Source organism: Agrobacterium sp. O3.4, from assembly GCF_041414895.1.
Lineage (GTDB): Bacteria > Pseudomonadota > Alphaproteobacteria > Rhizobiales > Rhizobiaceae > Agrobacterium > Agrobacterium cucumeris.
Map to the genome: position 1 here is coordinate 319,802 of NZ_JALPZP010000001.1, position 26,376 is coordinate 346,177.

Annotated in this window: 25 protein-coding genes and 1 pseudogene; 15 read left to right on the forward strand and 11 right to left on the reverse strand. The window is 60.5% G+C overall.

What is annotated here, in order from left to right; all coding sequences use genetic code 11:
- Positions 1-262 precede the first annotated feature (262 nt).
- The 4 genes from M0412_RS01505 (at position 263) to queF (ending at position 3,379) form a co-directional block, all read left to right on the forward strand.
- Positions 263-1,369: a branched-chain amino acid ABC transporter substrate-binding protein gene (locus M0412_RS01505; protein ID WP_142840413.1), complete on the forward strand. Its 1,107-nt coding sequence runs from the start codon at positions 263-265 to the stop codon at positions 1,367-1,369.
- Between the two features lie 68 nt (positions 1,370-1,437).
- On the forward strand, positions 1,438-1,839 hold the full coding sequence (locus M0412_RS01510) for a glyoxalase superfamily protein (protein ID WP_269702027.1): 402 nt from the start codon (positions 1,438-1,440) through the stop codon (positions 1,837-1,839).
- A gap of 155 nt (positions 1,840-1,994) precedes the next feature.
- The gene (locus tag M0412_RS01515; RefSeq protein ID WP_269702249.1) at positions 1,995-2,897 is read left to right on the forward strand and encodes a cation diffusion facilitator family transporter; all 903 of its coding nucleotides are present in this window, start codon (positions 1,995-1,997) and stop codon (positions 2,895-2,897) included.
- Positions 2,898-2,914: 17 nt separating this feature from the next.
- On the forward strand, positions 2,915-3,379 hold the full coding sequence (gene queF / locus M0412_RS01520) for a preQ(1) synthase (protein WP_142840411.1): 465 nt from the start codon (positions 2,915-2,917) through the stop codon (positions 3,377-3,379).
- A 25-nt stretch (positions 3,380-3,404) separates the two neighbouring features.
- On the opposite strand, the gene M0412_RS01525 is transcribed toward queF, so the two are convergent.
- The gene (locus M0412_RS01525) at positions 3,405-4,160 is read right to left on the reverse strand and encodes a DUF2076 domain-containing protein (protein ID WP_269702029.1); all 756 of its coding nucleotides are present in this window, start codon (positions 4,158-4,160) and stop codon (positions 3,405-3,407) included.
- A gap of 100 nt (positions 4,161-4,260) precedes the next feature.
- A complete protein-coding gene (locus tag M0412_RS01530; protein ID WP_269702032.1) occupies positions 4,261-4,851 on the reverse strand; it encodes a HupE/UreJ family protein in 591 nt (196 codons plus the stop codon).
- A gap of 232 nt (positions 4,852-5,083) precedes the next feature.
- Between M0412_RS01530 and M0412_RS01535 the strand changes: the two genes are divergently transcribed.
- Positions 5,084-5,665 (forward strand): ATP-dependent Clp protease proteolytic subunit, encoded by a 582-nt coding sequence (locus tag M0412_RS01535; RefSeq protein ID WP_142840408.1) that lies wholly within the window; start codon positions 5,084-5,086, stop codon positions 5,663-5,665.
- A 174-nt stretch (positions 5,666-5,839) separates the two neighbouring features.
- Here M0412_RS01535 and M0412_RS01540 read toward each other — a convergent pair whose 3' ends face one another.
- Positions 5,840-6,097 carry a pentapeptide MXKDX repeat protein gene (locus tag M0412_RS01540; protein ID WP_142840407.1) on the reverse strand — a complete coding sequence of 86 codons (258 nt, stop codon included), beginning with the start codon at positions 6,095-6,097 and terminating at the stop codon, positions 5,840-5,842.
- 219 nt (positions 6,098-6,316) lie between these two features.
- Here M0412_RS01540 and M0412_RS01545 point away from each other — a divergent pair, with 219 nt between their 5' ends.
- The gene (locus M0412_RS01545) at positions 6,317-6,832 is read left to right on the forward strand and encodes a sigma-70 family RNA polymerase sigma factor (RefSeq protein WP_161991280.1); all 516 of its coding nucleotides are present in this window, start codon (positions 6,317-6,319) and stop codon (positions 6,830-6,832) included.
- Positions 6,829-7,473, forward strand: a complete 645-nt coding sequence (locus tag M0412_RS01550) for an NrsF family protein (RefSeq protein ID WP_269702034.1) — start codon at positions 6,829-6,831, stop codon at positions 7,471-7,473. The genes M0412_RS01545 and M0412_RS01550 overlap by 4 nt, the downstream gene beginning before the upstream one ends.
- A gap of 63 nt (positions 7,474-7,536) precedes the next feature.
- Here M0412_RS01550 and M0412_RS01555 read toward each other — a convergent pair whose 3' ends face one another.
- Positions 7,537-8,619 (reverse strand): esterase-like activity of phytase family protein, encoded by a 1,083-nt coding sequence (locus tag M0412_RS01555; protein WP_269702036.1) that lies wholly within the window; start codon positions 8,617-8,619, stop codon positions 7,537-7,539.
- A 281-nt stretch (positions 8,620-8,900) separates the two neighbouring features.
- On the opposite strand from M0412_RS01555, the gene M0412_RS01560 reads away from it, so the two are divergent.
- The 4 genes from M0412_RS01560 (at position 8,901) to leuA (ending at position 12,635) form a co-directional block, all read left to right on the forward strand.
- Positions 8,901-10,079, forward strand: a complete 1,179-nt coding sequence (locus M0412_RS01560; RefSeq protein ID WP_269702038.1) for a benzoate/H(+) symporter BenE family transporter — start codon at positions 8,901-8,903, stop codon at positions 10,077-10,079.
- Positions 10,080-10,115: 36 nt separating this feature from the next.
- Complete coding sequence (locus M0412_RS01565; protein WP_142840403.1) at positions 10,116-10,409, forward strand: BrnT family toxin; 294 nt, start codon at positions 10,116-10,118, stop codon at positions 10,407-10,409.
- On the forward strand, positions 10,366-10,608 hold the full coding sequence (gene brnA, locus M0412_RS01570; protein ID WP_142840402.1) for a type II toxin-antitoxin system BrnA family antitoxin: 243 nt from the start codon (positions 10,366-10,368) through the stop codon (positions 10,606-10,608). The genes M0412_RS01565 and brnA overlap by 44 nt, the downstream gene beginning before the upstream one ends.
- A gap of 317 nt (positions 10,609-10,925) precedes the next feature.
- Entirely contained in the window at positions 10,926-12,635 is a 1,710-nt protein-coding gene (leuA, locus tag M0412_RS01575; RefSeq protein ID WP_269702041.1) for a 2-isopropylmalate synthase, read from the forward strand.
- Positions 12,636-12,849: 214 nt separating this feature from the next.
- On the opposite strand, the gene M0412_RS01580 is transcribed toward leuA, so the two are convergent.
- The gene (locus M0412_RS01580) at positions 12,850-13,800 is read right to left on the reverse strand and encodes a metallophosphoesterase (protein WP_142840400.1); all 951 of its coding nucleotides are present in this window, start codon (positions 13,798-13,800) and stop codon (positions 12,850-12,852) included.
- Between the two features lie 66 nt (positions 13,801-13,866).
- On the opposite strand from M0412_RS01580, the gene M0412_RS01585 reads away from it, so the two are divergent.
- A complete protein-coding gene (locus M0412_RS01585; protein ID WP_142840399.1) occupies positions 13,867-14,358 on the forward strand; it encodes an NUDIX domain-containing protein in 492 nt (163 codons plus the stop codon).
- Positions 14,359-14,375: 17 nt separating this feature from the next.
- On the opposite strand, the gene M0412_RS01590 is transcribed toward M0412_RS01585, so the two are convergent.
- Complete coding sequence (locus M0412_RS01590; protein WP_269702044.1) at positions 14,376-15,368, reverse strand: glutathione S-transferase family protein; 993 nt, start codon at positions 15,366-15,368, stop codon at positions 14,376-14,378.
- A 296-nt stretch (positions 15,369-15,664) separates the two neighbouring features.
- Between M0412_RS01590 and M0412_RS01595 the strand changes: the two genes are divergently transcribed.
- Both M0412_RS01595 and M0412_RS01600 read left to right on the forward strand, forming a co-directional pair.
- Entirely contained in the window at positions 15,665-16,234 is a 570-nt protein-coding gene (locus tag M0412_RS01595; RefSeq protein WP_142840397.1) for a GNAT family N-acetyltransferase, read from the forward strand.
- A 324-nt stretch (positions 16,235-16,558) separates the two neighbouring features.
- Positions 16,559-17,872: an MFS transporter gene (locus M0412_RS01600; RefSeq protein WP_110756092.1), complete on the forward strand. Its 1,314-nt coding sequence runs from the start codon at positions 16,559-16,561 to the stop codon at positions 17,870-17,872.
- A 57-nt stretch (positions 17,873-17,929) separates the two neighbouring features.
- Here the strand turns inward: M0412_RS01600 and M0412_RS01605 are convergent.
- Positions 17,930-18,896: pseudogene (locus tag M0412_RS01605) on the reverse strand (MBL fold metallo-hydrolase).
- Between the two features lie 87 nt (positions 18,897-18,983).
- Between M0412_RS01605 and M0412_RS01610 the strand changes: the two are divergent.
- Positions 18,984-19,937 (forward strand): LysR substrate-binding domain-containing protein, encoded by a 954-nt coding sequence (locus M0412_RS01610; protein ID WP_269702049.1) that lies wholly within the window; start codon positions 18,984-18,986, stop codon positions 19,935-19,937.
- Positions 19,938-20,056: 119 nt separating this feature from the next.
- On the opposite strand, the gene M0412_RS01615 is transcribed toward M0412_RS01610, so the two are convergent.
- The 4 genes from M0412_RS01615 to M0412_RS01630 form a co-directional block, all read right to left on the reverse strand.
- Positions 20,057-20,470, reverse strand: coding sequence for a GNAT family N-acetyltransferase (locus M0412_RS01615; protein WP_269702051.1), 414 nt, complete (start codon positions 20,468-20,470; stop codon positions 20,057-20,059).
- Between the two features lie 84 nt (positions 20,471-20,554).
- The gene (locus M0412_RS01620; RefSeq protein ID WP_269702054.1) at positions 20,555-22,639 is read right to left on the reverse strand and encodes a hypothetical protein; all 2,085 of its coding nucleotides are present in this window, start codon (positions 22,637-22,639) and stop codon (positions 20,555-20,557) included.
- A gap of 1 nt (position 22,640) precedes the next feature.
- The gene (locus M0412_RS01625; protein ID WP_269702055.1) at positions 22,641-25,451 is read right to left on the reverse strand and encodes a DUF4159 domain-containing protein; all 2,811 of its coding nucleotides are present in this window, start codon (positions 25,449-25,451) and stop codon (positions 22,641-22,643) included.
- Positions 25,448-26,362: a DUF58 domain-containing protein gene (locus M0412_RS01630; RefSeq protein ID WP_004430192.1), complete on the reverse strand. Its 915-nt coding sequence runs from the start codon at positions 26,360-26,362 to the stop codon at positions 25,448-25,450. Before M0412_RS01630 ends, M0412_RS01625 begins: the two co-directional genes overlap by 4 nt.
- Positions 26,363-26,376: the final 14 nt, after the last annotated feature.

Sequence of the window (26,376 nt, forward strand, 5' to 3'; positions counted from 1 at the left end):
CCAAACGCCAAGGGTTTACGAAGGGTCGATTATAGGTTCTGATAGCGCAATCATGACGGGCGGGGCGATTGATTTACAGGTAATAGACCTTATCCAACAAAGGTGACTTGCATAAATCATCAAACCTTCCGTATGAGTTGAGATTGAAGGCTCGGAATTCAAACATGGAACGAGTTTTCGCCGGGAGGCGTCCGATAAGTTTCATTCGGTCAACGCCCATGGCGCTCACCGGGTCCGCGACCCCTTTTAAGGAGACACCAGGATGAAACTGAAGACATTGACCAGCGTGACGCTTGCCGCGTCCTTCGCATTCGCACCCCTTGCCCATGCCGAAATCGTCATCGGCCTGATTGCGCCGCTCACCGGCCCCGTCGCTGCCTATGGCGACCAGGTCAAGAACGGCGCGCAGACGGCAGTCAATGAAATCAACAAAAAGGGCGGCATCCTCGGCGAACAGGTCGTGCTGAAGCTGGCCGACGATGGCGGCGAGCCGAAGCAGGGCGTTTCCGCGGCCAACCAGCTCGTTGCCGAAGGCATTCATTTCGTCGTCGGTCCGGTGACGTCTGGCGTCGCCATTCCGGCATCGGATGTCTTTGCCGAAAACGGCGTACTGATGATCACCCCCACGGCAACTGCGCCGGGCCTGACCAACCGTGGCCTTTCCAACGTCTTCCGTACCTGTGGTCGTGACGACCAGCAGGCCGAGGTTGCGGCGAAATACGTTCTCGCCAACCTCAAGGACAAGAAGATCGCCATCATTCACGACAAGGGCGCCTACGGTAAAGGTCTTGCGGATGCCTTCAAGGCAACGCTGAATGCCGGTGGCGTGACCGAAGTTCTCTATGATGCCCTGACACCCGGCGAAAAGGATCTCGGCGCGCTGACAGCCCGTCTGAAGTCCGACAATGCCGATGTCGTCTATTTCGGCGGTTACCATCCGGAAGCCGGTCTTCTGGTGCGCCAGCTGAAGGACATCGGCTCCAAGGCTGCCGTCATTGGCGGTGACGGCCTGTCGAACAGCGAGTTCTGGAACATCGGTTCGCAGGCTGGCGAAGGCACCATCTTCACCAACGCCTCTGACGCGCTGAAGAACGACGACTCCAAGGCCGCAGCCGAAGCGCTGAAGGCTGCCAACATTCCGGCGGAAGCCTTCACCCTCAATGCCTACGCTGCCGTTGAAGTTCTGAAGGCCGGCATCGAGAAGGCTGGAAGCGCCAAGGATGCCGAAGCGGTTGTCACGGCTCTGAAGAGCGGTGATGCTTTCGCCACGGCAATCGGCAAGGTCACCTATGGCGAGAATGGCGACCTGACGTCGCAGACCTTCTCGCTCTTCAAGTGGCAGGACGGCAAGATCGTCGCCGCCGAATAAGCTGACGATACCGGCCGCACCTGTTGCGGCCGGTATTTTTTCATGGCCTTAAAAACGGGAAAGTGCGCATGCGCGACGCCGAAAAGCACAGCCTTTCAGAAATCGGTTTCGAGCGGACGTTCCCGATCGTCAGGATTTTCGACGAGGCCAAGGCCCGGGAATTTTATGTCGATTTTCTCGGCTTCGAGATCGACTGGGAACATCGCTTCGGCGACAATTTCCCGCTCTATATGCAGGTATCGCGCGCCGGAATGGGGCTGCACCTCAGCGGCCATCACGGCGATGCGACGCCGGGCTCCAACATCTTTGTCACCATGCGCGGCGTTCACGCCTATCAGCAGGAACTGGCGGCACATGACTATCGCTTCATGAAGCCGGGCGTCGAAGAACTGCCCTGGGGCGATGTGATGGAAGTCACCGATCCCTTCGGCAACCGCATCCGTTTCTGCGAACAGAAAAGCGAGGACTGAGGTTGTTGATGCGATCTTGAGGCTCTTGACCTTGCCTGCGGTTTGAACGATAGAAAACCCTAATAGCGAACCGCGCGCACGGAGACCCCGTGCGCGCGGTTCGTGCGTTTTGGCAGTCGGTCATGCAATTCGTTCGCATCCGCACGGGGGCAAAAATGAACAGTGAAGGCAATGCACTGGTAAGGAAGCTCGCATTCTGGGGCATTCCACTTTCTTTCGGCGTGCTGGGCCTCAAGCTTCTGGCATGGTGGGTCACGGGGTCCGTCGCGCTTCTGTCTGATGGTCTGGAATCGACCGTCAACGTGGTCGCGGCCTTCATCGCCTATTTCGTCATTCGTTATGCGCAGAAGCCCGCGGATGACGACCATCAGTTCGGCCATCACAAGGCGGAATATATTTCCGCCGTGGTGGAAGGCGTGCTGATCGTCGTTGCCGCGCTCCTGATCGTGCAGGAAGCGTGGGGCAGCCTTTTCAGTCCGAGGCTGCCGGAAGCGCCGGTTCTCGGTCTTGCCATCAACGCCTTTGCGGCCGTCATCAATGCCGTCTGGGCGACAACCCTGATCCGCGTCGGTAAAAAATACGCCTCGCCGGCGCTTGCGGCCGATGGCCATCACATCATGTCCGATGTCGTGACCTCGGTGGGTGTTCTCGTCGGCCTCATTCTGGCGCTTCTGACGGGTTACGCCATTCTCGATCCGCTGCTCGCCATTCTGGTTGCCATCAACATCCTGTTTCAGGGATCGAAGGTCATCCTGCATTCGTTGGGCGGGCTGATGGACCGGGCCGTGGAGCCGGAAGAAGACGAGGCGATCAAGAAGGCGATTGCCGAACATTCCGGCGGCGTGATGGGCGTGCATGACCTGAGAACCCGCCGTGCCGGTTCGGCGGCATTCATCGATTTCCACGTGGTCGTTCCCGCCACGATGACGGTGCGGGAGGCGCATGATATTTGCGACCGCCTTGAAGATGCCATAAGGGAGGTCATACCGGGCGCCAGCCTTGCCATTCACGTCGAGCCTGAGGGCGAAAAGGCGCATGGCGTCAAAGTCATTGTATAAGTAATCAGGAGTTTTCCATGTCCGTGACGGATGTTTCCGGCCTGTCGCAGCTGGGCACGAAGGTCGATACGCCCGAGAGCCCGGAAAAGGCCATTCTTGAAAAGGTGCCGAACGGCAATGCCGGCACTGATTACGTGGTGCGCTTCACCGCGCCCGAATTCACCTCGCTTTGCCCGATGACCGGCCAGCCGGATTTCGCCCATATCGTCATCGATTATATTCCGGGTGATTTTCTGGTGGAATCGAAGTCGCTGAAGCTGTTCCTGCAGTCCTTCCGCAACCACGGCGCATTCCACGAGGATTGCTCGGTCTATATCGCCAAGCGTCTGGTGGAGCTGCTGCAGCCGAAATGGCTCAGGATCGGCGCGTACTGGTATCCGCGCGGTGGCATTCCGATCGACGTCTTCTGGCAGACCGGAGCTGCGCCCGAAGGCGTGTGGCTGCCGGATCAGGGTGTCCCGACCTATCGCGGTCGGGGCTGATCCGGCTGTTTACAGGCATGACGATTCAGGCGAACGACCCGTCGTCGCCTGAATCGGAATCCATATCGTCGGCGCTGTCGTCATAATCGGCCTGCTGGATATTATCGTCATCGTCGTCGTTGTTCAGCTGGTTTGCGCTGTCGCCGTAATAATTGTTGACGACGGTTTCTTCGACCGGGGCATTGCCTGCGGCATTAGTGCCGCCGAAGGGTGAACCCAACCCCAGCGACGACATGTGGCTGCCGAAAATGCCGCTCAACGAATTGGCAAGCAGCATGCCGCCCGCGACGCCGGCGGCGGTGCCAAGCGCACCCTGCAGAAAGCCACCACCTGAACGCCCGACGGCATTGGGCTGCTGGCTCCAGGGGCCGCCGGGTTGCTGCTGACCAGCCGGCGATCCCCAGGGGCCAGCCGTCTGGCCGGCGGTATCATTGCGCCATGAGGTCGGGGCAGCAGCCGGGGCTGGCGTCGGTGCGGGTGGCTGCGGCTGGCCGGTGCCGAAAATGGAACTCAGAAACCCGCCCTGTGCGGCCGCCTGCGGGGCGTTGTTACCGCTTTCCAGCGCATGGATGCGGTCTTCGAGCTGCCTGATATGGGCTGCTGCCGCTTCCAGCCCTTTTTCCTGAACAATCACCGCCTGGGCGAGATAATAGGGGGCTGCGGGCTGATCGCGCACGGCGTCTGCGATCAATGTTTCCGCCTCGCGGTCACGCGGGGTGGCGGATGCGGTTTTGGTCCTGTCGAACAGGCCCTTGAGAAGCTGGCTTTCTTCCGGTGACATATGCTGCCTCCTTACCGTGAAGCGTAAATCCACGATAAGGAGGTAGGCCTCAATTCAGGCTTTTCAAAGCGGCCCGAATTTTAAATTTCGGTAATGATCGTCAGCCGCCGAGGGCAAGCGACAGGCCGGCGATTGCTGTCAGCGCGCCGATGGTGCGGCTTGCCGCCGAGCCGAAACGGGCAATGCCAAGGCCGAGCGCGATGCCGGCCAGATGCAGCAGCGCGGTGGCGATCATGAAGCCAAGGCCGAATTGCCACGCGCCGGCACTGCCCAGTTCACCGCCATGGGCATGACCGTGGAAAAGCGCGAAAGCGCCGACAACCGATGCCGCCGCCGTCGCGGGAAGCTTTGCCGCTGTGGCAACCAGCAGGCCGAGACCAATGACGGAGGCGAGGATGGCGGGTTCGCCGAAGGGAAGACCGATACCGTAAACCGCCATCAGAAACCCGACGGCCATGGTGCCGACAAAGGCGGACGGCACGATCCACAAGGCTTTTCGGTCACTGTTTGCGGCGGCGATCTGCGAGGCCCATATGCCGACGGCCACCATTGCCAGAATATGGTCCGCGCCAAAGAACGGGTGGGAAACGCCGGCCATGAAGGAGCCGTGCTCTTCCGGGTTCAAATGGGCAAAGGCGGGCAGGGCGGTAACGCCGAGCGCTGTAGCGGCAAGGCCTAATCTTTTCAGCATGTTTCCCTCTTTCGATTGTTGCCGCCGGTCCGGATCCTGGGCTTCCGGTATGGGCGGCGCTGCAATGAGGGGACGACGATATCGTGAACGCAAAGAAGCTGTCCATGCGTCATCTGCCGGGGGTACTGTTTATTGTTCAGGCGCGAACCTTGTCTTTTTCGCTCATTGCCTTACGTAACAAGTCGCACTATGTCCGAAGGGCATGCAAGAATTACGCTGGAGAGAGCCGTTGATGAACGAAGACGAAGACGACAAGAGCAAGGAACTGCCGATCGGCAAGGAAACGGAAGCGAATCTTTTCAAGTCGCGTTCGATCTTCATCTATGGTGGCATCACGCAGGAACTGGCGCAGAAGGTCTGCACGCAGCTGGTCGCGCTTGCCGCCGCCAGTGACGACGACATTCGCGTTTACGTCAATTCGCCGGGCGGTCACGTGGAATCAGGTGATTCCATCCATGACATGATCAAGTTCATCAAGCCGAAGGTCTATATCATCGGCACGGGCTGGGTCGCTTCCGCCGGCGCGCTGATCTATGTTTCGGTGCCGAAGGAACGTCGTCTTTGCCTGCCGAACACCCGCTTCCTGCTGCACCAACCCTCCGGCGGTACGCGTGGCATGGCATCCGACATCGAAATCCAGGCCCGCGAAATAATCAAGATGAACCAGCGCCTGATCAAGATCTTCTCCAAGGCCACCGGCCAGAGCGAAGAAAAGATCGCCAAGGATATCGATCGCGATTACTGGCTGAGCGCGGATGACGCCAAGGATTACGGCCTCGTCGGCAAGATCGTCGAGAGCCAGTCGGAACTCTGAGTTTCTGAGATTATCTGTTGAAAAAGCCCGTGCCGGTGAAAACCGGCGCGGGCTTTTTCCGTTCAGGCTAGGGCATCTCCAGTAAAGCGGGATCGCTTTTGCGTCAGGACAATGGGTAACAACAAAGCGACAGAGTGTTTTCGCGTTTCGGAGAAAAGCGGAAATGCCCCGGTGTCATTTCATGGCGTCACAGGCCTTCATCATGTCGGCCTTCTTCATCTTGTTCATTTCCATGCCAGCCTTGTGCATGCAGTCCTTCTTGCCTGCCATGGACATGCCGTCTTTTTTCATCGTCTCCATTTTCATCTTGTCGCCGTGCATGGCATCCTTCTTCATCGTGTCGGTTTTCATGCTGTCGGCATGGGCGATGCCTGCGAAAGACAGGGCGGACAGCATGGAAGCGACGGCAATGGTGCCAAAAATCCGGGTCATGAAAGATCTCCTCTGGACGTCCTTTTATGTCCGCCAGCGTTGTGCCGGGGGCTCACGACTGTCCATTCGGTCGGAAACGGCCCATCGTTACAGCTTCACGTGCTTGTGAGAGCATATTCGGGCGAGATTATTTTTAAGCCATTATGTAACAATATCCTGCGGACTGCGAATAACCCGATAGTGACGATGACAGGCAGCCTTTCGGAAGAAACATTAAAGATACTGATGCTGCGTTCCCTTGACGGGGACGATAGCGCCTACAGGCATTTGCTCCACGCCTTGCGCCGGCTGCTTATCGCCTATTATGGGCGGCGCATGGCCTCCACTTCCAGAGGCGATGTGGAGGATCTTGTACAGGAAACCCTGTTGTCGCTTCACGCCAAACGGGGGACCTATGATCGTGCGCGACCTTTCACGGCCTGGTTTTTTTCGATCGCCCGTTACAAGCTCATCGACCACTATCGTGGCAGGGGTGGGCGCATGCTGGCGGAAGTGGAGCTCGATGAGACGCTGGAGGCCGAGCCAACCATCGATGCGGTGACGGCACGCATGGATGTGGAACGGCTGCTCGACGACTTGCCGGAACGGCAACGCGACCTCATTCGCAATGTGAAGCTTGAAGGGCAGTCGATTGCCGAAGCGGCAAAAAAATCCGGCCAGACCGAGCTTGCGGCAAGGGTCGGCATTCACAGGACACTGAAAGTCCTGGCGGCAAAATTGCGGGGAGATTCGTGAGAAAGACGGACGACATGATTGACCAACTGGCGGGTGACCTCAGGCCCGTGCCCGCTTTTGCGATGGAGCGCAGGCTCGTGCTTGCGGTTCTGCCCGCGCTTGGCATTTCGCTGTTGCTGATGCTCGTCATTCTCGGGCTGCGCGTCGATATGGATGATGCCTTCACCGAACTGGGTTTCTGGATCAAGTCTGCCTACAACGCCCTGCTGGCCGTGGCTGCATTTGTCGCCGTCAGACGCCTTGCCAGCCCCGATGGGGACAGCGGTCTTTTCTTCGTTTGGCTTGCGCTGATTTTCGTCGCGATGGTGGCGATAGCGCTTGTCCAGCTCGGTTTTGCCGTGCCGGGTAGTTATCGCGCCCTTATTCTGGGGCGGTCGGCGCTGCATTGCCCGTTTCTGATCGCGGCTTTTTCGCTTCCCGTCTTTTTGGCGAATTTCGCCGTTCTCAAACGCGCCGCTCCGGCTGACCCGACGCTTGCCGGTTTTGTCGGTGGCCTTGCCGCGGGTGCGGCCGGAGCCTGGGTCTACTCCTGGTTCTGCACCGAAAACGGCATGGCATTCGTGCTGATCTGGTATTCGCTCGGCATTCTCATGATGGGCCTTTTCGGTGCCTTTGCAGGTTCCCGTTTTCTGCGCTGGTGAAAGGCGCTGCTCTTGCCGGCTCCGAACGTGGTCCGGAGCCGGTGTCTCATGTCGTCACGGATTTCATTGACCCAGATTGGCGGGAATTGCGAAGGCCGCGAACTGGGTGAACTGCTTGCCCGCATTGAAATTGTCGTCCGAGGCGATGAAGAAAAGCTGCTTGCCATCCACCACCGGTCCGAAGGCGAAGCTTTCGATATTGTCGATGTCGAGACCGAAATCGCCTTCGTTGATCTCGAACCACGGGGTTTTCGATACGGCGCGCACATTCGCCGCCTCTATCTTGTCCTTGCCGAGGATGTTTTCCGCGCCGGACAGGTCGGCAATGAAAAAGCGGATATGGTTGCCGACGCCGGAAGCGAAATTGCGCTCCACCGTGACAAACCGGCCATCCGGCATGGCGGCGATGGCGGAGAGACCATTGTCGTTATATTTCGGTTCGGCGGCTGTCGGGGTCTTCGAGATCGCCTCGGTGACATAGACATGTTCGGCAACCGGCGTCAGTGTCGCCGTGTCGATGACGAGAATGCGGGACGGGCTGCCGGCCTGCGGGGTGGCCTTCTGGCCATCCTGGGTCAGCGCGTTTTCCGTGGCGGCGATGAGCTTGCCGGATGTCAGCGTTAGCCCCTCAAAGCCGAGATTATTCTGCACGCCTCTCGTCTTTGCATCATTGACGAGATAGGCCTCGGGCAGTTCCAGCCGCCTTACATCGCTGCCATCGAGGTTCGAGACATAGATCGCCGGCTGGTTTTTCAGGTCGCGTTCGGACGACCAGTAGAGCTTGCCGGCCTTGCGGTCGAGTGCGATGCCTTCGGCGTCGATGCCCTTCAGCGCGAAGGCTGCGCCGGTCTCGTCCTTCAATTCGCGGGTGGCGGCGATGTTCAGCGTGACGGCACCTTCCGTCACGGCCAGTTCCAGTTCGTAATAACGGGCTGGGCCTTTTTCGACACGGTCATCGGAAATGGCCAGATAACGGCCGGTTTCGCTATCAAAAGTCAGATCGGAAATGCCGCCGAAAGCAACGCCATTGATGGATAGGCCGGAGGGCACGACGATCTGGCCGAGAAAGGCTGGCGGTGGCGGGGTCTGGGCGGCGGCCGGAAGGGCCACAAGGCAGAATGCGGCGATGGCGGCGATGCGAAACATGGAGACGATCCTTCTTGTGGCGGCTGCCCTGTTGGGATGGATGCCGCGAGGATTAGCGCCCTGCCGCTAAACTTTGATGACGTTTTCCGTATCTCCGTACCTGAAGTCCGGCGGCTCATCTTGCCAAGCCTTGTCTTTTTTGATCCTGAATATAGTCATGCTTCATCCAAAGCGTGTCGCGCTGTCCGGATTCGCGCCCTACGCTTCAAATTTTGTTCCTGCCTGTCGCCCCGCCGTCCGTTGCGGTTCTTGCGACTGGCAGCAGGCCCGCAGAGTGCTTCATGCTGAAAGATTTTTCCGTCCAGAGCCTGTTCATGGGATGCCTTACCGCCTTTGTCGGTTTTGCCAGCTCCTTTGCCGTCGTGTTGCAGGGCCTCAAAGCCGTCGGCGCGACGGATTTCGAGGCGGCCTCCGGGCTGATGGCGCTTTCGGTGGCGATGGGGCTTTGCGCCATCGTTCTTTCCGCCACCACCCGGCTGCCGGTCAGCATTGCCTGGTCGACGCCGGGTGCGGCCCTTCTGGCAACCACCGGTGTGATCGAGGGCGGGTTTCCGGCGGCGGTGGGCGGGTTCATCATCTGCGCCGTGCTGATCATCATCGCCGGCCTGTTCAAGCCGCTCGGGCGCGCGGTCGCCTCCATTCCCGCGCCGCTCGCCAATGCCATGCTGTCAGGTGTCATCATCGGCCTGTGCTTTGCGCCGGTAAAGGCGATCGGCTTTAACCCGGCGCTTGGTTTGCCGATCATTCTTGCCTGGATCGTGGTGGGAGCCTTCAGGCGGCTTTTCGCCGTGCCTGCCGCCCTTGCCGCCTTCGTACTTGTCATGATCTTCGGCGTCGATATTCCGGCGGGGGCGCTTGATAGCGTGGCGCAATCGCTGACGCCGCCGATGGAATGGGTGACGCCCGTCTTCAACCTGCACGCCGTCGTCTCCATCGCGCTGCCGCTGTTCATCGTTACCATGGCCTCGCAGAACATTCCCGGCATCGCGGTGCTGAAGGTCAATCACTACGATCCGCAGCCTGGTCCACTCTTCGCCACGACCGGTTTCTTCTCGCTGCTTTCCGCACCCTTCGGCGGCCATGCCGTCAATCTCGCGGCGATCACCGCGGCGATGTGCGCGGGCGAGGACGCCCATGCGGACCCCAAACGGCGCTATTGGGCAGCGATCATCGGCGGTGTCGGTTACATCATCTTCGGCCTGTTGGCCGGCGTGGTCACGGCCTTCGTGGCTCTGGCGCCGCCCATCCTCATTCAGGCGGTGGCGGGGCTGGCGCTGGTCGGCGCCTTTTCCGGTTCCGCCCTCGCGGCCTTCAAGGAGCAGGAAACCCGCGAGGCAGCGGCGATCACCTTCCTCATTACGGCCTCAGGCCTGTCTTTCGCCGGCGTTTCCGGTGCATTCTGGGGGCTTATCGGTGGCGGGCTGATGATGGCGTTGCAGCGGGTAGTGAAGCGTGGTTAGATGGTGGAAATGGTATAGTTTTTATATTATATTCTCATGGTATTCGAATTTGATCCGGTAAAGAGCGCTGGCAATAAAGACAAGCACGGCATCGATTTTGTCGATGCGCAGGCATTGTGGCACGATAAATATGGTTTGACGGTTGCCGCCCACGGTATTGGCGAAGAGCGGTTTGCGCTCATCGCGCTTCTCGGGGAGAAGCTATGGTTGGCTGTCCACACACTGCGGGGCGGCCGTATTCGCATCATTTCCGTGCGTCGTGTCCGGGAGTTAGAGAGGCATCACTATGAAGACAATAAGCGCAGAAGAATTCGACAGGATGGCCGATGATGGCGAAGACATCAGCGAATATCTCGACTGGTCGACGGCTCGGCATCTGAACATCGAACCCAAGCGCGTGAATATCGATTTTCCGACTTGGGTCGTCAACGATCTCGACAATGAAGCGCGGCGCCTCGGTGTGACACGACAGTCACTTGTCAAATTGTGGATCGCCGAAAGACTGGAGACTGGCCGTCACGTAAAATAAGCCGGTCATCACAAGATCACTTGTCAGACCGCCAGTCGCTGTTTATACACGTCGCCATGAGCAACCGCATCGCAACCATTTTCGGCATGAGCGCGCAGATTTCTGCGAAGGCCTCGCCGTGCGGTGCACTCTCGCTTCTTAGCCTCGACCTTACACGCGGTTGCCGGGTCCAGTGAGGAGCGCCCGGCGGCCGAAAGCCCGCTGGCGCAAACGCTCCTCATCTTGAAATCTCATTTTATACTGGATTTAGGCCCTCAAGGGCCGCGCATCCGCCGATGGCTTGGACAAGCCCGCGGACTGCGCAAGGAGGAAGCGAAATGGACGGCAAGATCACCAATATTTCCAAGGGCATGAACGACGCGAGCGTGAAGTATCGCCCTTACCCGACCATCAACATCCCTGACCGCACCTGGCCGGGCAAGATCATCGACAAAGCGCCGATCTGGTGTTCGGTGGATCTGCGCGACGGCAACCAGTCGCTGGTCAACCCTATGGGCCACGACCGCAAGGCCCGCATGTTCAAGCTGCTGCTCGAAATGGGCTTCAAGGAAATCGAGATCGGTTTTCCTTCCGCCTCGCAGACGGATTTCGATTTCGCCCGCTGGTGTGTGGAAGAGGGCAATGTGCCTGACGATGTCTCCCTGCAGGTGCTGGTACAGTGCCGCCCGGAACTGATCACCCGCACCTTCGAGGCGCTGGAAGGCGCCAACAAGCCGATCATCCACTTCTACAATTCCACTTCGGAACTGCAGCGCCGCGTGGTGTTCGGCAAGGATGTGCACGGTATCAAGCAGATCGCCGTCGATGCGGCCAAGATGATCACCGACATGGCGGCCAAGGCCGGCGGCGGTTACCGTTTCGAATATTCGCCTGAGAGCTTTACCGGCACCGAGCTGGAAGTGGCGCTGGAAATCTGCAACGCCGTGGTCGAGGTGGTAAAGCCGACGGCCGACAACAAGCTGATCCTGAACCTGCCTTCGACGGTGGAAATGGCGACGCCGAACATCTATGCCGACCAGATCGAATGGATGTGCCGCAATATCGATAATCGCGAAAACGTCATCATCTCGCTGCATCCGCATAATGACCGTGGCACCGGCATCGCCGCAACCGAGCTGGGCCTGATGGCGGGGGCGGATCGCGTCGAAGGCACGCTGTTCGGCAATGGCGAGCGCACCGGCAATGTCGACGTCGTGACGCTGGCGCTGAACATGTATACGCAGGGTGTCGATCCGGAGCTGGATTGCCGCGATATCGAGCGCATCAAGGCGGTCTATGAATATTCCAACGAGATGACGATCCCCGAACGCCACCCTTATGTCGGCGAACTGGTCTACACGGCCTTTTCCGGCTCACATCAGGATGCGATCAACAAGGGCATGAAGGCGATCAAGGTCGCCAACCATCCCGTCTGGGAAGTGCCCTATCTGCCGATCGACCCGAAGGATGTCGGCCGCTCCTATGAGGCGATCATCCGCATCAACTCGCAATCCGGCAAGGGCGGCATCGCCTATATTCTGCAACAGGATTACGGCATCAACCTGCCGCGCAACCTGCAGGTGGAGTTCCGCGAGGATATCCAGCGCATCACCGATGAAGAAGGTGTCGAACTGCCGGCCAAGCGCATCTATGAGCGCTTTATCGAGCGTTACGTGACGCAGCCGAAGGCGCGCATCAAGTTTGTCGATCACCACACCTATCCGGCGGGCGATTTCAAGGGTGTGCGCATCGTTGCCGCCGAGATCACCGACAATGGTGAGGTGAAGCGCATCGAAGGCAAGGGAACCGGTCCGATTGACGGGTTCATCAATGCGCTGTCTGTCTATCTCGGCATTGACCTGTCGGTGAATGATTATTCGGAGCATTCGCTGCAGCATGGCTCGAATGCGTCGGCCATCGCTTATGTCGAGATGGAGCATCCGGGCGGCAAGCTGTTCGGGGCGGGGGTCAACACGAATATTGTGGCGGCTTCGCTGGAGGCGATCGTTTCGGCGGCCAATCGGGTGCTGGAAGAGCGGGCGAAATAAGTGGGCCTTGAGGGTGGGCAAGGTACCCCCCTCTGCCCTGCCGGGCATCTCCCCCACAAGGGGGAGATCGGCAGGAGGCGCTATTGCCACTTCATTCGCAAATGTTGAGATGGGCGAGACCTACCCGCGAGTCGATCTCCCCCCTTGTGGGGGAGATGCCCGGCAGGGCAGAGGGGGGTAAAGCCCAACGCACCAACCCTCACGGCAGCGAACGCTATTCCCCCAACCGCGAAAACCCCAGCGGACGCCCGTTGTCATAAAACACCCGCACATCCTCCAGCGCCACGCCCGTCCCTGTCTCATCAAGGCTGTGCCGTTCGCAGGTAACGTTCCACGTCCCCGGCCCACCGGAAATGTGGAAGAGATTATAGGCCGCGCGCGGTTTTTCCCCACCCGGTCCCTGGCTGGCCGAGGCGATGCCGACGACCGGAATGTGGTCTTCCCCGTGATGCGTATTCAGCCAGTAAACCGTGTTGAGATGGGTATGACCATGCAGCACGAGTTCCGCGCCGCCGACGCCCAGCGCCGCTGCGAAACGGCGGATGCCGATCATGCGCTTGTGGGTGGCGGTGGCGCCGCGGATGGGTGGATGATGGATCATTACCACCCGGAACAGCCCCTGTTCGCCAGCTTTTTTCAAAAGTTCCGCCGTGGCGCGCGCCTGCCGGTTGCCGAAGTAACCGGTGGCTGAAAAGGGCGGCGTGGCAATCGAGGTTGAGCAGCCGATCAGTGCGACCGGGCCGCGCACGCGCATATAGGGGAAAATCTTGCGGTCATCGTCCCATTCCGGCGGGTCGCCATCGCCGCGCACATAGGGGTACCAGGCCTGCATGGCCTTGTCGTGCGCGCCGGAAACATAGGCGTCGTGATTGCCGGGAACGACGGATGTTTTTTCAGGATCGCCCACTTCCTCCAACCAATCGGCGGCGGCGCGAATTTCAATGCCGGTCGCAAGATTGACGAGATCGCCGGTAATAGCCAGATGATCCGGTGACTTTGTCTCGAGATCATCAAGCAGCTTTTCCAGCGTATCGGTGAAGAGATGCTTGCGGCGGTTGCGGTGCCAGTTGACGAAACCGGTGATACGCTTGGATGCAAGTTCCCGGAAAGTGAGTTTTGGCAGTGGCCCCAAATGGACGTCTGAAATATGCGCAAGTTTGAACATGGCGGCAGAGATAACCTATGATATGCGGCACGTCCAATAAAAGCCTGCCGGCGGGGAGAAACCAGGGTGAATGACGAGACAACCGGGCAGAAGGCCCGTCCGTTCCACATGCGTGTCTTCATCCGCTTTCTGCATTTCATTTTTCTGCTTACGCGGGGCGCCACGCTTGGCGTGCGTGCGGCCTGTTTCGATGAAAAGGGCAGGATTTTCCTGGTGCGGCACACTTATCTGCCGGGCTGGTATCTGCCGGGCGGGGGGGTGGAGCGTGGTGAGACGCTGATCGCGGCACTGCACAAGGAAATCCGCGAAGAAGGCAATCTCGAAGCGGCTTCCAAGCCTGAGCTTTTCCACGTCTATCTCAATCTGGAAGGCAGCAATCGCGATCATGTCGCGCTTTACCGGCTTGATGTCACCCAGACCCGGCCGAAAAAGCCGGATCATGAAATTGCCGAAAGCGGCTTTTTCGACCTTTCGGCTTTGCCGGAAGGGGTGACAGCCGCCACCCGCCGCCGCCTCGCCGAACTTGCCGGCGAAGCGGAAATCGCCGACCATTGGTAGCAGCGGGAGGCTTCCGGTCAGGAGAGCGCCTCGCGACCATGGGCCATGGTCAGATCCAGCTCCGGGCCGACGGGCACGATGCCGGTCGGGTTGATGGTGCGGTGGCTTCGGTAATAATGTTCCTTGATGTGGCGCATATCCACCGTCTCTGGCACGCCCGGCGTCTGGTAGAGATCGCGCAGGTAACCCGTCAGGTGCGGATAGTCGTGGATGCGGCGGATGTTGCACTTGAAATGGCCGACATAAACCGGATCGAACCGTACCAGAGTGGTGAACAGGCGCCAGTCCGCTTCCGTCTGTTCTGAACCGAACAGGAAGCGCCGGTTCTTCAGGCGGTCTTCCAGCATGTCCAGCGTTTCGAAGACCTTTACGGCATTCTGCTGATAGGCGTCCTGCGTGGTGGCGAAACCGGCCTTGTAGACGCCGTTATTGACGGTGTCGTAGATGACGTCGTTCAGCGCATCGATCTCGGCGCGCAGCGCTTGAGGGTAATAATCCGCCTTCGATCCGGTGAGATCGTTGAAGGCAGAGTTGAACATGCGGATGATTTCCGCGGATTCATTGGAGACGATGGTGCCGCGCTGTTTGTCCCAGAGCACCGGCACGGTCACACGTCCGGAATATTTGGGGTCCGCTTTGGTGTAGACCTGCCAGAGCGTGGAGGAACCGAAAAGGTGGTCTTCCGTCGCTCCCGGTGTGCGTTCGCTCTCAGGCTTGAATTCCCAGCCGTTTTCCAGCATCAGCGGGTCGACGACGGAGACGGAGATCAGGTCTTCCAGTTTCTTCAGCTTGCGGAAAATCAGCGTCCGATGCGCCCAGGGGCAGGCGAAGGAGACGTAAAGGTGGTAGCGACCCTTCTCCGCCTTGAAACCGCCTTCTCCGGAAGGGCCGGGGGCTCCATCTGCTGTAACCCAGTTGCGGAATTGCGAGGCACCGCGCTTGAAATGCCCTTTGGTTTCCTTGGTGTCGTACCAGACGTCTTTCCATACGCCTTCCACCAGCATGCCCATGACGATCTCCTTGATTGTTTCCTTGACGGCGATCCTAACCGTTCCCTGTCGTCTCGCGAACCCGCAAGGCGTTGAACAATGCGTTTCTGCTCTTGCACAGGCTGAATGAGATGGCTTCGAGATTTGTTCTGGACGGGTTTGAATTTTCCTGATAATTGCGATTTTCACAAATCTGAGGAAATTGCTGACTATGATCGAACCACGGATGCTCCGACGACGCTGACGCTCCTGAACGCCTTTACCGGCGCAGCCGTCATCTATTGTCACATCCGCATTCTGGAAGTTTCGGTCTCTTCATGTCCAAGCACGATCTTGTCTACCTCACCGAGGACGCGTCGCACGACGCCATCATCGAAGTCATCAACGAAGAAGCTTTTGGTCCCGGCCGGCACACCCGTGCGGCAGCGCGCATCCGTGAGCAGGGGCCCCATGATCGGTCTCTGTCCTTCGTCTGCGCCGATGATGGCGAGACGATTGCTTCTGTACGCATGACGCCGGTTCTGGCCGGCGGGGTGAAGGGCCATATGCTTGGCCCGCTTGCGGTGCGGCCCTCGCACAAGAACAAGGGCATCGGCCGGGAACTCGTCCGGATCGCCATTGCGGCGGCCCGGCGCAAGGGCTCCGAAGCCGTTATCCTGATTGGCGATCCGCCCTATTACATGCCGCTCGGTTTCGAGAAGGTCGCTTATGCGGCGCTCGATTTTCCGGGTCCGGTCGACCCGAACCGGGTGCTGGTGGTGCCTGTTGGTGACGACGTGCACCAGCGGCTGAAGGGCAAGATCGGCTGGCGCAAATGCGAGGCTGCGATGCCGGCCGCCGCGGCGGACGATGAGGGTTTTGAGGAGCCTCTTCGGGTTTACGGCTGAGGGTTTTCTTCTTGCCATGATACTATCCCATCTGTCATTCCGGCCTTGAGCCGGAATCCAGCCGGCGCGCGTCGGGACAGGGAAAGAATCTCTTTTCAGCCCAAGGACTTGGGCTCGCTGGACCCCGGATCTAGTCCGGGGTGACGGAAGGGATGTTACGAATTACGGGAACCATCGAGACTGCCGTGCCAATCCTCGCGCGGTGAAACCTTGAACGACGAGTGCCTGTCTCGAAACAACGCGTCTCCCCACCACAGAATTCAATTCCGTTTCCTCCCCCCATGCGGTAGCTAGTGAAAGTCGATTACTGCGAAGGGGCGGGGCATGACGGCGATTACCATGAACGATGCGCTGGAGCGCGCGGGCGCAGGCGCCTATCAACGGCGGCTGATGGGCATTTTCGGCCTCGTCTGGGCGGCGGATGCCATGCAGGTTCTGGCGGTTGGTTTCACCGCAGCCTCGATTGCCGCAACCTTCGGCCTGACGGTGCCCCAGGCCCTGCAGACAGGAACGGCGTTCTTTTTCGGCATGTTGCTCGGTGCTGCCGGTTTCGGGCGGCTGGCGGACCGGTATGGGCGTCGTCGTGTGCTGATCGTTACCGTCGCCTGTGATGCGCTGTTCGGTGTGCTTTCGATATTTTCGCCCGATTTCACCATTCTACTCATCCTGCGTTTTCTCACTGGCGCGGCGGTGGGCGGCACGCTGCCGGTGGATTATGCAATGATGGCGGAGTTCCTGCCTGCCAAAAATCGCGGCCGCTGGCTGGTCTTTCTCGAGGGCTTCTGGGCTGTTGGTACGCTGATCGTGGCCTTGGCTGCCTGGGGTGCAAGCCTTGCCGGCGTGGCCGATGCCTGGCGTTATATTTTCGCCGTGACGGCTTTTCCGGCCGTTCTTGGCCTCGGCCTGCGTTTTCTGGTGCCGGAATCGCCGCTTTACCTGCTGCGCAGCGGGCGATTGGACGAAGCCAAGGCCGTCGTCAACCGTATGCTGGTGACGAATGGCCGTGCGCCTCTCGATGCCGGGACGGGGCTTTTCCAGCCTGACGTGGCCAAGGGGCAGGGGATATTTTCACCGGCGCTCCGGCAGCGCAGCATCATGATCCTCACCATCTGGTTCCTTGTCTCCGTTTCCTATTACGGGGTCTTCACCTGGATGCCGGCGAAACTGGCGGGCGACGGTTTCGGCTTCGTGCGCGGTTATGGTTTTCTGGTGCTGGTGGCGCTGGCGCAGATCCCCGGTTACGCGCTTGCCGCCTATGGCGTTGAAAAATGGGGCCGCAAGCCGACGCTGATCGGCTTCTGCCTGCTCTCCGCGCTTGGTTGCCTGCTGTTTACGCTCGCTTCCGGCGGCGCGATGATTGCCGCCTCGCTCCTCATCATGAGTTTTGCCCTGCTCGGCACATGGGGCGCGCTTTATGCCTATACGCCGGAGCTTTACCCAACGGAATCGCGGGCGACCGGCATGGGGGCCGCGGGCGCCATGGCAAGGCTCGGCGGTCTGCTGGCACCGTCGCTGCTCGGTTATGCCATTGCGCAGGGCTTTGGTGTCGCGATCGGCATATTTGCCGGACTGCTGGTGCTGGCTGCCATTGCGGCCACGATGATCAATGCTGAAACGCGGCAGGTGGCGCTGACTTAGTTGCCGCCAAGGGTGATGGCCTGATCTGATCCACGATCAGGCCATTCTGTTCTGCGCTTACAGCGTCGTATAATTGACCGGAAGCCAGTCGTAATTGGTGCTGTCGGTACGCACATGGCCGATGCCGGGGAAAGCGATGTGAGCGCCGGCCACCAGATATCTGCCCTCTACCGCCTGTTTGAATGCCAGATCGCGTGCCACGACGGCGGCCTTCTGGTCGACATCGAACTCGATCGCCACGTTAGGCTCATCAAACTGGAGGATATCGCCATGGGTGATATCGCCCCAGAAGACGATCTTCTGGCCGTCGCTTTCCAGAACAACAGCGCTGTGGCCGGGTGTGTGGCCGGCGTAAAGGATCGAGCCAAGACCGGAGACCGGTGCGGCATTATCGCCGAAAGTCTCGAATTTACCGGCATCAATATAGGGCTGGATGCTTTCCTTCGCTTCGGCATAACCCTTTTTCAGCGCTTCAGGGGCTGCCTTGGCCTTTGCCTCGTCAAGCCAGAAGGCGGCTTCGCGTGCATTGACCCGGAGCGTCGCATTGGCAAAGACACGCTTGCCATTCGAGGAAAGCCCGCCGGAATGGTCCGTGTGGATATGGGTGAGGACAATGTCGTCTATCTCGTCGGTTTTGTAACCGGAGGCCTCGATATTGGCGACGAGCCTGCCAAGGCTCGGACCGAGATAGGTGCCGGTGCCGGCATCGATCAGCACCAGCCTGTCTCCGGTGTTGACGAGAAATGCATTGACCGATGTCGGCGTCTCTTCCGGCAGGAAGGCATCGCGCAGCACCTTGGCGGCATGTTCCGGCGTGGTGTTGGTGTAGATTTTGGCGAGCGGCAGCGCAATGACGCCGTCCGAAAGGGCGGTGACTTCCACCTTGCCGACCATCCAGCCGATAAAAGCCGGGTGCCTGTGTGGCGGCCAAAGGCGCCTTGGCGAATGCGACGGTGGGCGCCACGAAAGGGGCGGCGAAGATGGCGCTGGCGGCGCCTTTGAGAAGCGAACGACGTGATGGCATGGGTGGCTCCTGAGTTTGGGGAACGTCTTGAAAGTTTCCGAACTCCAGCTAAGTGTAGAGAGGCCAGCAATCAAATCGATGTGACTTATGCAAACTATCGATCATTTCAATCTCCGTTCCTTCGACCTCAATCTTCTCATCGCCTTTGATGCGATGATGGAGGAAATGAATGTCACGCGCGCTGCGCGTCGGTTGAAAATCCAGCAGCCGGCCATGAGCCATAACATCTCCACCCTGCGGACATTGTTTCAGGATGAGCTTTTCATCCGCGTGGGGCAGGAGATGAAGCCGACGGCACGGGCGCTCAATCTAGCCGGGCCAGTGCGGCAGGCGCTGAGGCAGGCGCAGGCGGCAGTGCTGACGGCGGATGTTTTCGATCCGGCCACGGAGCGCCGCACCTTCCGGCTGGGCATGTCGAGCGAGGTGGAACTGCTGCTGCTGCCGGACCTGACGGCGCGGCTGCGCGAGATCGCGCCCGGCATCCGCATTCTGGCCCGCAGCGGGCAGGAGCAGGAAATCACCGCGATGCTCGATACGGGTGTGATCGATATGGCCGTGGGATGCGCCTATTCGCAGGAGCAGCGTCACCATTGCGAGCCGCTTTATGTCTCAAGCGTTCTTTGCTGCTTCAACCCGAATTTGCTCGATCTCACCACGCCCGTGGGGCTTAATGCCTATATGGCGGCAAAACATGCGGTGATATCGCAGACGGACAGTTTGCAGGGCTGCATCAAGGACGCGCTGGAATTGAGCGGCGTGGAAATCGATGTCATTGCAGCCGCGCCGGATTTCCTCTCGGTTCTGGCAACAGCACGATCTTCGGCGGTGCTGGCCACCGTATCTTCACGCATTGCGTTGCGTTATGCGCCGATGCTCGGGCTTGAAGTGAGCCCGGTGCCGGTGACACTGAATTTCCCGCCGGTTGCCATGGTCTGGACCTTGCAGACCGATGCGGATCTCGGTGCCATGTGGCTTCGCCAGCAAATCCGCGAGGTCATGGGCCGAACCGTGGATTGTGGACTATCGGGGATCGCGGCCTAGGCATTCGCCTCAACTCTGGAGCGCGTCCTGTTGAAACGGAAGTGTCAGGGACGCTCTATGCCTTTGTTTCCATGTGTTTTCCGAATGTAGAAACGCTACGCATTGTGAGTTGAAATGCTCTAGAACCGCTTCTCCAGCCAGGTGATCGACTGGCCACTGGAAAGGGGACCAAGCGAGCCGATTCTGGTGAAACCGTAGCGTTCGTAGGTTCTCAGGGCATCAGGGTTCATCGTGTCGATATAGGCGCCGGTGCAGCCGCGCTTTCTGGCTTCTTCCTCCGCCATCGCAAGCAGCTTCGCAGCGGTGCCCTTTCCGCGCATGGTTTCCGGCACGAAAAGAAGCTGCACATAAAGCCAGCCGCGGCCGGTATATCCCACCAGACCGCCGGTCACTGCATTTTCGTCATCGCGGATGGTGATATTGAGCTCGCGTTTGTCGCTTTCACCGAAACGGGCGACATTATAGGCCACCAGCGGATCGCGGATGGCCTTTTCAGCTTCTGCATCCGCGACATCGCTCAAAACGAAATTCATGATTTTCTTTCCTGGACGCCGGGCGGCGGCCGTTTGTCGTTTTCCAGTTCAAGACGCGGAAAGTCTTGCACTACTTCTAAGGCTTTACCGCCCTTCACGCCACCAGAGCGCGGAGAAGGCAAGCAGCAGGGCGCCAAGCCCGGCAAAACCGGCAAAGAGCGGCAGGGTGTTGACGCCTTTCAGCACCGTCTCGTCGGTCAGACGTATCAGCATGCGATCCTCGTCGGCAACCCTGATGTCACCCCGCACCGGCAATATATCCGGCAGCGCGATGCGGCCGGAATTATCGGCGACACGGTGCACGCTGCCCCTGGTGGCGTCGGCCAGCGGTTTCAGCGTCTCAGTCGTCGAAATCATCGCCTTGAACTCCGGCGCATCTACCGCGCCGACATGGACGAGGGTGGTGAAATCGCCGTTCTTGATTTCGAACAGGCCGGTTTCGTCCATGCGGCGCTCGATCTTGTAAAGACCGGGCTCGGTGGTGGTGAAGGCCATGTTTTCGGTCTTGCCGGAAGGGAAACGCACGCTTGCCTGACCGGGATCGTCGCCGATGGTCTGGCGGGTGATTTCCAATGTGCGGCCATTGGCCCGCGCCGTCAGCGCCTCTTCTTCAAGCTCGGGTTCCTTCATCAGCCAGTGGGCGATGCGGCGATAAAGCGCCACATGCGGGCCACCGCCTTCGAAACCACGCGCCCACAGCCAGCCCTGATCGGACAGAAGCATGGCGACACGGCCTTCGCCCTGACGGTTCAGCACCAGCAGCGGGTCCTGTCCGTCGCCCAGCATCACGGTCTGGCCCTGCGGCGGGTCGACGCTGATGGTGCGGAACCAGCGGCCCCATTGCGGCGGATCGTTGGCCGATCCATCCAGCCCGCGGGTGACAGGGTGCTTCTTGCCCGCTTCCGAAAGGCGGGGATAGAATGCCGCCTGATGCACCTGACCGGTCGGTTGAGCCGGCAACACGGAGGCGAGCGGCGTCATGGCGATCGAATCCTGACCGGCATGTTCCGGGCCTGCGGCAATCAAGAGCGCGCCACCCTTTTCGACATATTGGGCGATGTAATCGTAATAGAGGATCGGCAGCACGCCGCGATGCTGGTAGCGGTCGAAGATGATGAGGTCGAAATCCTCGATCTTTTCGACAAACAATTCGCGGGTCGGGAAGGCGATCAGCGAGAGTTCGTTGATCGGCGTGCCATCCTGTTTTTCCGGCGGGCGCAGAATGGTGAAATGCACCAGATCGACCGAGGCGTCGGATTTCAAGAGGTTTCGCCAGGCCCGTTCACCGGCATGCGGCTCGCCGGAGACGAGCAGCACGCGCAGGTTCTGGCGGATGCCTTCGATCAGGTGAACGGCGCGGTTGTTCGCAGCAGTCACTTCGCCGGGAAGCTCGGCGACGGAAAATTCCATGACGTTGTTGCCGCCACGCGGAACCTTGAAACTGAACGGCGTCGGCTGGCCGGGTGTGGCCTGAAGCGTGGCGATTTCTTCGCCATTCATCTTCACCGTCACTTCCGCCGAGCCGCCGCCGGCGGGGCGGCCGTCATCGAAGACACGCAGCGTCAGCTGCTGTTCCTCATTGACGATGCCGAAGCGGGGGGCACGGACGATCTCGATGCGGCGGTCGAATTCATCGGCCTTGCCGGTGATCAGCCCATGCACGGGGGCGCGGAAGCCGAGCGCCTGTTCGGCATTGGGCAGGGCATTCGGGATATCGTGGATCTGTCCGTCGCTGAGGAAGATCGCGCCGCCGACGCGGGACGGCGAGACATCGGAAACGGCCGAGGAGAGCGCCGAGAAAAGCTGGGTCGAGGGCGAATCACTCTCACCATCATCGCGCACTTCGACGATGCGCGGTTCGATACGCGGGAAGCGCGACAGCCGGTCTTTCAGCGTCTCCAGCGCCGTATCGGTCATTTGCGGCCGGTCCTGCACGTCCTGGCTCTGCGAGCGGTCAACGATGACGGGCACGATGGTGGAAAGCGGCTCGCGTTCCTCCTGCGTCAGAAGTGGATTGGCTATCGCCGCAAGCAAAGCGGCAAGCGCCAGCCCGCGCAGCCATGCGCCGCGCACGCCACGCCACAGGCCGATGAAGGAGAGCGCAAGAGCGGCGACGGCCAGAACGGCAATCACGATCCACGGCAGGAATGGGGAGAAGGTCAATGTCATGTCACTGCCCCAACCGTTCGAGAAGTGCGGGAACGTGAACCTGATCGGCCTTGTAGTTGCCAGTCAGCATATACATCATGATGTTGACGCCGGAGCGGAAGGCGTGTTCGCGCTGCATCTCGTCCGGCGGCACGGTGGGCAGAACCGGCGCGCCCTGCGGATCGACGGCCCAGGCGCCGGCGAAATCATTGCCCGTTATCATGATCGGCGTCACGCCATCGCCGGAAGAAGAGAGGCCCGAGGTGGTCTTGGCGGCTCCCTGTCGCGATTCCACCCAGAGTGGCGAACCATTGTAACGGCCGGGGAAATTGGTGAGCAGGTAGAAGGACCGCGTCAGAACGTGGTCTTCCGGCACAGGCTCCAGCGGCGGAATATCGATATTGGCGAGGATCGCCTGCAGGCGTTCGCCATTGGGGCTGGTCGCGCCGGTATCGAGCGAAGAGAACTGGTCGCGTGTATCGAACAGCACGGTGCCGCCGGCGCGCATATAGGCGTCGATGCGCGAAATCGCGGCGCTCGACGGCATGGGGGCCGTCGCCGATACTGGCCAGTAGATGATCGGATAGAAGGACAATTCATCCTTGGAGATATCGAGTCCAACCGGCTGACCGGGTTCCAGTGTCGTGCGCCAGGTCAGGAATTCGCTGAGACCCTGGAGACCCTGCTCGGAGGTGCGGTCGACATCATCCTCTCCGGTGCGGACATAGGCGAGATGGGTGGTGTCCAGCCGCTCGAAAATCTGCTCGTCGCCGGGTTTTGGATCGTCGGCGCGGGCATCGGTTGGCGACATGGCGGCAAAGGCGCCAAGCGCCAGCAGCAGGGTGGCAACTGTCGCGCTGCGGGCTTTCGGCAGGCGTGCGAAGGCACCGTTCATGAAGAGCACGATCAGGCTGTCGGCAATCAGCATCAGGAAGGCGGCGATGAACAAAGCAGGGCGCAGCGATTTCGCGGTTTCGCCGATCAGCGCTTCACTGGTGGTGCTGACACCGGCGACGGATGCGTCAAGCGGGCGCAGCGTCGCACCTGCGGGCAGGAGATTGAGAGCCACGAAACCATCCTCTGTGCCGTAAAGGCCGGGGGGATTGTCGAAACCGGTGCGCGGTGGCTGGCCGGCGCGCATTTCCAGCGGCCGGGCAGTGCCGATTTCGGCGGATAGCGCGCCTTCGGCTGTCAGGAGGCGGAACGGGGGCAGGGCTGCGGCCGGGGCATTGGCGGAAGCCGAAGCGCCGCCCGCTTTCGACAATTGCACGATACGGCGCAGCATATCGACGAAATGGCCTGAGATCGGCAGGTCGGACCAGCTTGCCTCGGCGCTGACATGGAAGAGCACGATGCGGCCTGCCTCGACAGTGCGGGTGGTGACGAGCGGCGTGCCGTCGGCAAGGCTTGCCCAGGTGCGTTCAGCCAGATCGGGTGTCGGTTCGGCCAGAACCTGGCGTTTGACGAGAATGCCATCGGCCTTCGGCATGCCGGCAAAGGCGCCGAAAGCAGGGAAATCGGCAAGCGGCTGTGGCTCCGCCCAGGAGAGCGCGCCGCCAAGCGCGCGTTCACCCTGCCTGAGCGTCACCGGCACCAGCGGATCGTCGGCCGGGGCTGCGGCAAGGCGCGGCCCGGCAAAGCGGATCAGCGTACCACCGGCTGCAAGCCAGCGCTGCATTGGCTCATAGGTTTCCTGTGGCAGTCGGCCAATATCGGCCATGACGATGACCGACGGATTGGATTGCAGGATCTCCGGGATTGCCTGCGCCAGATCGGCCTGCCGCTGCGGAATGAGATCGACAAAAGGTTGAAGCGCGCGGCTGATATAATAAAGCGGCTGCAGCAGCGGCTGGAAATCATTGCCGGTTTCGCCGGCGAGCAGCGCCACGCGGCGGCGGCGGAAACCGTCATCCAGAAGATGCACGGCGCCCGCCGTCGAAACGCCTTCGAGGGAGAGGCGGGCGAAATCGTTGCGCAGTTCGAAGGGGGCTTCCACCGTTGCGGTTGTTTCGGCCTCGCCGGGGGCGAAGCTGGCCGTGCCATTGGCGAGAATGCGGCCCTGGCTGTCCTGGGCATTGACGGTCAGCCGGGCGGCTTCGGCCGTGTCGAGCCGCGAAAGGGTGACGCTCATGGCATCGGCATTGTTGGTAGCGCCGGTAATGGCGGCGATGGCCTTGCCGTCGCCCTTCACGATGCGGAATTCGGCGGGCGAGAGGCTGGCAAGCGTTCTCATCGCGTTTTCATCCTGCGCGATCTGAACACCGTCGGTAATATAAGCGAGCGTGCCGGGGGTCGTGCCGTTCAGCGCCTCGGTGATGGCTTCGGCCGTGTGCACGCGGTCCGGCATCAGCGGTTTCGGCTTGGCGGCGGCGAGCTTTTCCAGCGCCACGGCTGTGGTTCCCGATACGGCATCATGTTCGGCATCGGCGGTGAAGCTGATGGAGACGGGGCGGTCGGCCCGCTCCGCATCGCCGATCAGGGCCTGAGCGGTGGCCACGCGTCTTTCCCAGTCGGGCGCGGCGGCCCAGCTGTTGTCGACCACCAGCACCAGCGGGCCGCTGCCGGCGATGCTGTTGTTGCGCGGGTTCACCACCGGATCGGCCAGCGCAAAAATTACGGCGGCGGCAAGCGCCATGCGCAAAAGGGTCAGCCACCACGGGCTTTTCGAGGGCGTTTCCTCGCGTTTCAGCACCGTCGCCAATATCTTCAGTGGCGGAAACACTTCCGCCTTGGGGCGCGGCGGGGTGAGCCGCAGCAGCCACCAGATGGCGGGCAGCGCCAGCAGGCCGAAGAGGATGTAGGGGCTGGTGAAGACGAAAGGCAATGCGCTCATCGGTGCCCACCGCCCTGTGCCGGCGCGCCGGAAAGATACATGTGAACGGCCACAAGCGCCTCGGAAGCGAGATGATCGGTGCGGTGGAAGACGAAGTTCCAGCCGAGACGGCGCAGCGACGAGGACAGCGCCTCGCGTCTTGCGAGATAGGCGCGGGTGTAATCCTCGCGAATGGTCTCGGCGCGGCCGGATACCAGTTTTTCGCCGGTTTCCGGATCGGTAAATTCGGTGCGGCCGGAATAGGGGAAGGTTTCTTCGGCCGGATCGGCGATTTCCACCACATGGCCGCGCAGGCCACGTCGCGCCAGAGGCGAAATCCGCTCCATCACGTTTTTCGCATCATCGAGAAAATCGCCAATCAGAACGATGTCGCTCGCGCCACGGATCATGCCCGTTTCCGGCATGCCCGTGGTCAGCGGCGCGTGCATGATGGCGGCGGCCAGCCGTTCGGCGGCGTTTCTGGCCGAGACCGGCTCCATGATGCCGGGGCAACCGATGCGTTCGCCAGAGCGCGCCAGGATTTCCGCCAGCGCCAGCATCAGCACCAGCGCCCGGCTTTCCTTGGAGACGGAGCCGAGGGTGGACTTGAACATCATCGACGGCGACATGTCCGCCCAGAGCCAGATGGTGTGAGCTGCCTCCCATTCGCGGTCGCGCACATAGGTATGGTCGTCGCGGGCCGAGCGCCGCCAGTCGATGCGCGACAGGCTTTCGCCTTCGGCATAGGGGCGAAATTGCCAGAAATTTTCGCCGATGCCGCGTTTGCGGCGGCCGTGCCAGCCGGCGGTGACGGTGTTGGCGATGCGCTTTGCCTCGACCATGCAGTCCGGCACCAGGGCTGCGCGCTGGCGCGCGCGCGCCAGAACTTCGCTACCCGGCGTCTTGTCTACGATCTGGCCGATGGATGCCACAGGCACTCCTTTCG

Bases quoted from the DNA above. Each gene is read 5' to 3' on its own strand.
- M0412_RS01515 (WP_269702249.1), top strand. From the start codon at position 1,995: ATGAACAGTGAAGGCAATGCACTGGTAAGGAAGCTCGCATTCTGGGGC.
- M0412_RS01525 (WP_269702029.1), bottom strand. From the start codon at position 4,160: ATGTCACCGGAAGAAAGCCAGCTTCTCAAGGGCCTGTTCGACAGGACC.
- M0412_RS01595 (WP_142840397.1), top strand. From the start codon at position 15,665: ATGTCCAAGCACGATCTTGTCTACCTCACCGAGGACGCGTCGCACGAC.
- M0412_RS01530 (WP_269702032.1), bottom strand. From the start codon at position 4,851: ATGCTGAAAAGATTAGGCCTTGCCGCTACAGCGCTCGGCGTTACCGCC.
- M0412_RS01510 (WP_269702027.1), top strand. From the start codon at position 1,438: ATGCGCGACGCCGAAAAGCACAGCCTTTCAGAAATCGGTTTCGAGCGG.
- M0412_RS01580 (WP_142840400.1), bottom strand. From the start codon at position 13,800: ATGTTCAAACTTGCGCATATTTCAGACGTCCATTTGGGGCCACTGCCA.
- M0412_RS01610 (WP_269702049.1), top strand. From the start codon at position 18,984: ATGCAAACTATCGATCATTTCAATCTCCGTTCCTTCGACCTCAATCTT.
- M0412_RS01560 (WP_269702038.1), top strand. From the start codon at position 8,901: ATGCTGAAAGATTTTTCCGTCCAGAGCCTGTTCATGGGATGCCTTACC.
- queF (WP_142840411.1), top strand. From the start codon at position 2,915: ATGTCCGTGACGGATGTTTCCGGCCTGTCGCAGCTGGGCACGAAGGTC.
- M0412_RS01620 (WP_269702054.1), bottom strand. From the start codon at position 22,639: ATGACATTGACCTTCTCCCCATTCCTGCCGTGGATCGTGATTGCCGTT.
- M0412_RS01625 (WP_269702055.1), bottom strand. From the start codon at position 25,451: ATGAGCGCATTGCCTTTCGTCTTCACCAGCCCCTACATCCTCTTCGGC.
- brnA (WP_142840402.1), top strand. From the start codon at position 10,366: ATGAAGACAATAAGCGCAGAAGAATTCGACAGGATGGCCGATGATGGC.
- M0412_RS01565 (WP_142840403.1), top strand. From the start codon at position 10,116: ATGGTATTCGAATTTGATCCGGTAAAGAGCGCTGGCAATAAAGACAAG.
- M0412_RS01600 (WP_110756092.1), top strand. From the start codon at position 16,559: ATGACGGCGATTACCATGAACGATGCGCTGGAGCGCGCGGGCGCAGGC.
- M0412_RS01615 (WP_269702051.1), bottom strand. From the start codon at position 20,470: ATGAATTTCGTTTTGAGCGATGTCGCGGATGCAGAAGCTGAAAAGGCC.
- M0412_RS01555 (WP_269702036.1), bottom strand. From the start codon at position 8,619: ATGTTTCGCATCGCCGCCATCGCCGCATTCTGCCTTGTGGCCCTTCCG.
- M0412_RS01590 (WP_269702044.1), bottom strand. From the start codon at position 15,368: ATGGGCATGCTGGTGGAAGGCGTATGGAAAGACGTCTGGTACGACACC.
- leuA (WP_269702041.1), top strand. From the start codon at position 10,926: ATGGACGGCAAGATCACCAATATTTCCAAGGGCATGAACGACGCGAGC.
- M0412_RS01540 (WP_142840407.1), bottom strand. From the start codon at position 6,097: ATGACCCGGATTTTTGGCACCATTGCCGTCGCTTCCATGCTGTCCGCC.
- M0412_RS01535 (WP_142840408.1), top strand. From the start codon at position 5,084: ATGAACGAAGACGAAGACGACAAGAGCAAGGAACTGCCGATCGGCAAG.
- M0412_RS01505 (WP_142840413.1), top strand. From the start codon at position 263: ATGAAACTGAAGACATTGACCAGCGTGACGCTTGCCGCGTCCTTCGCA.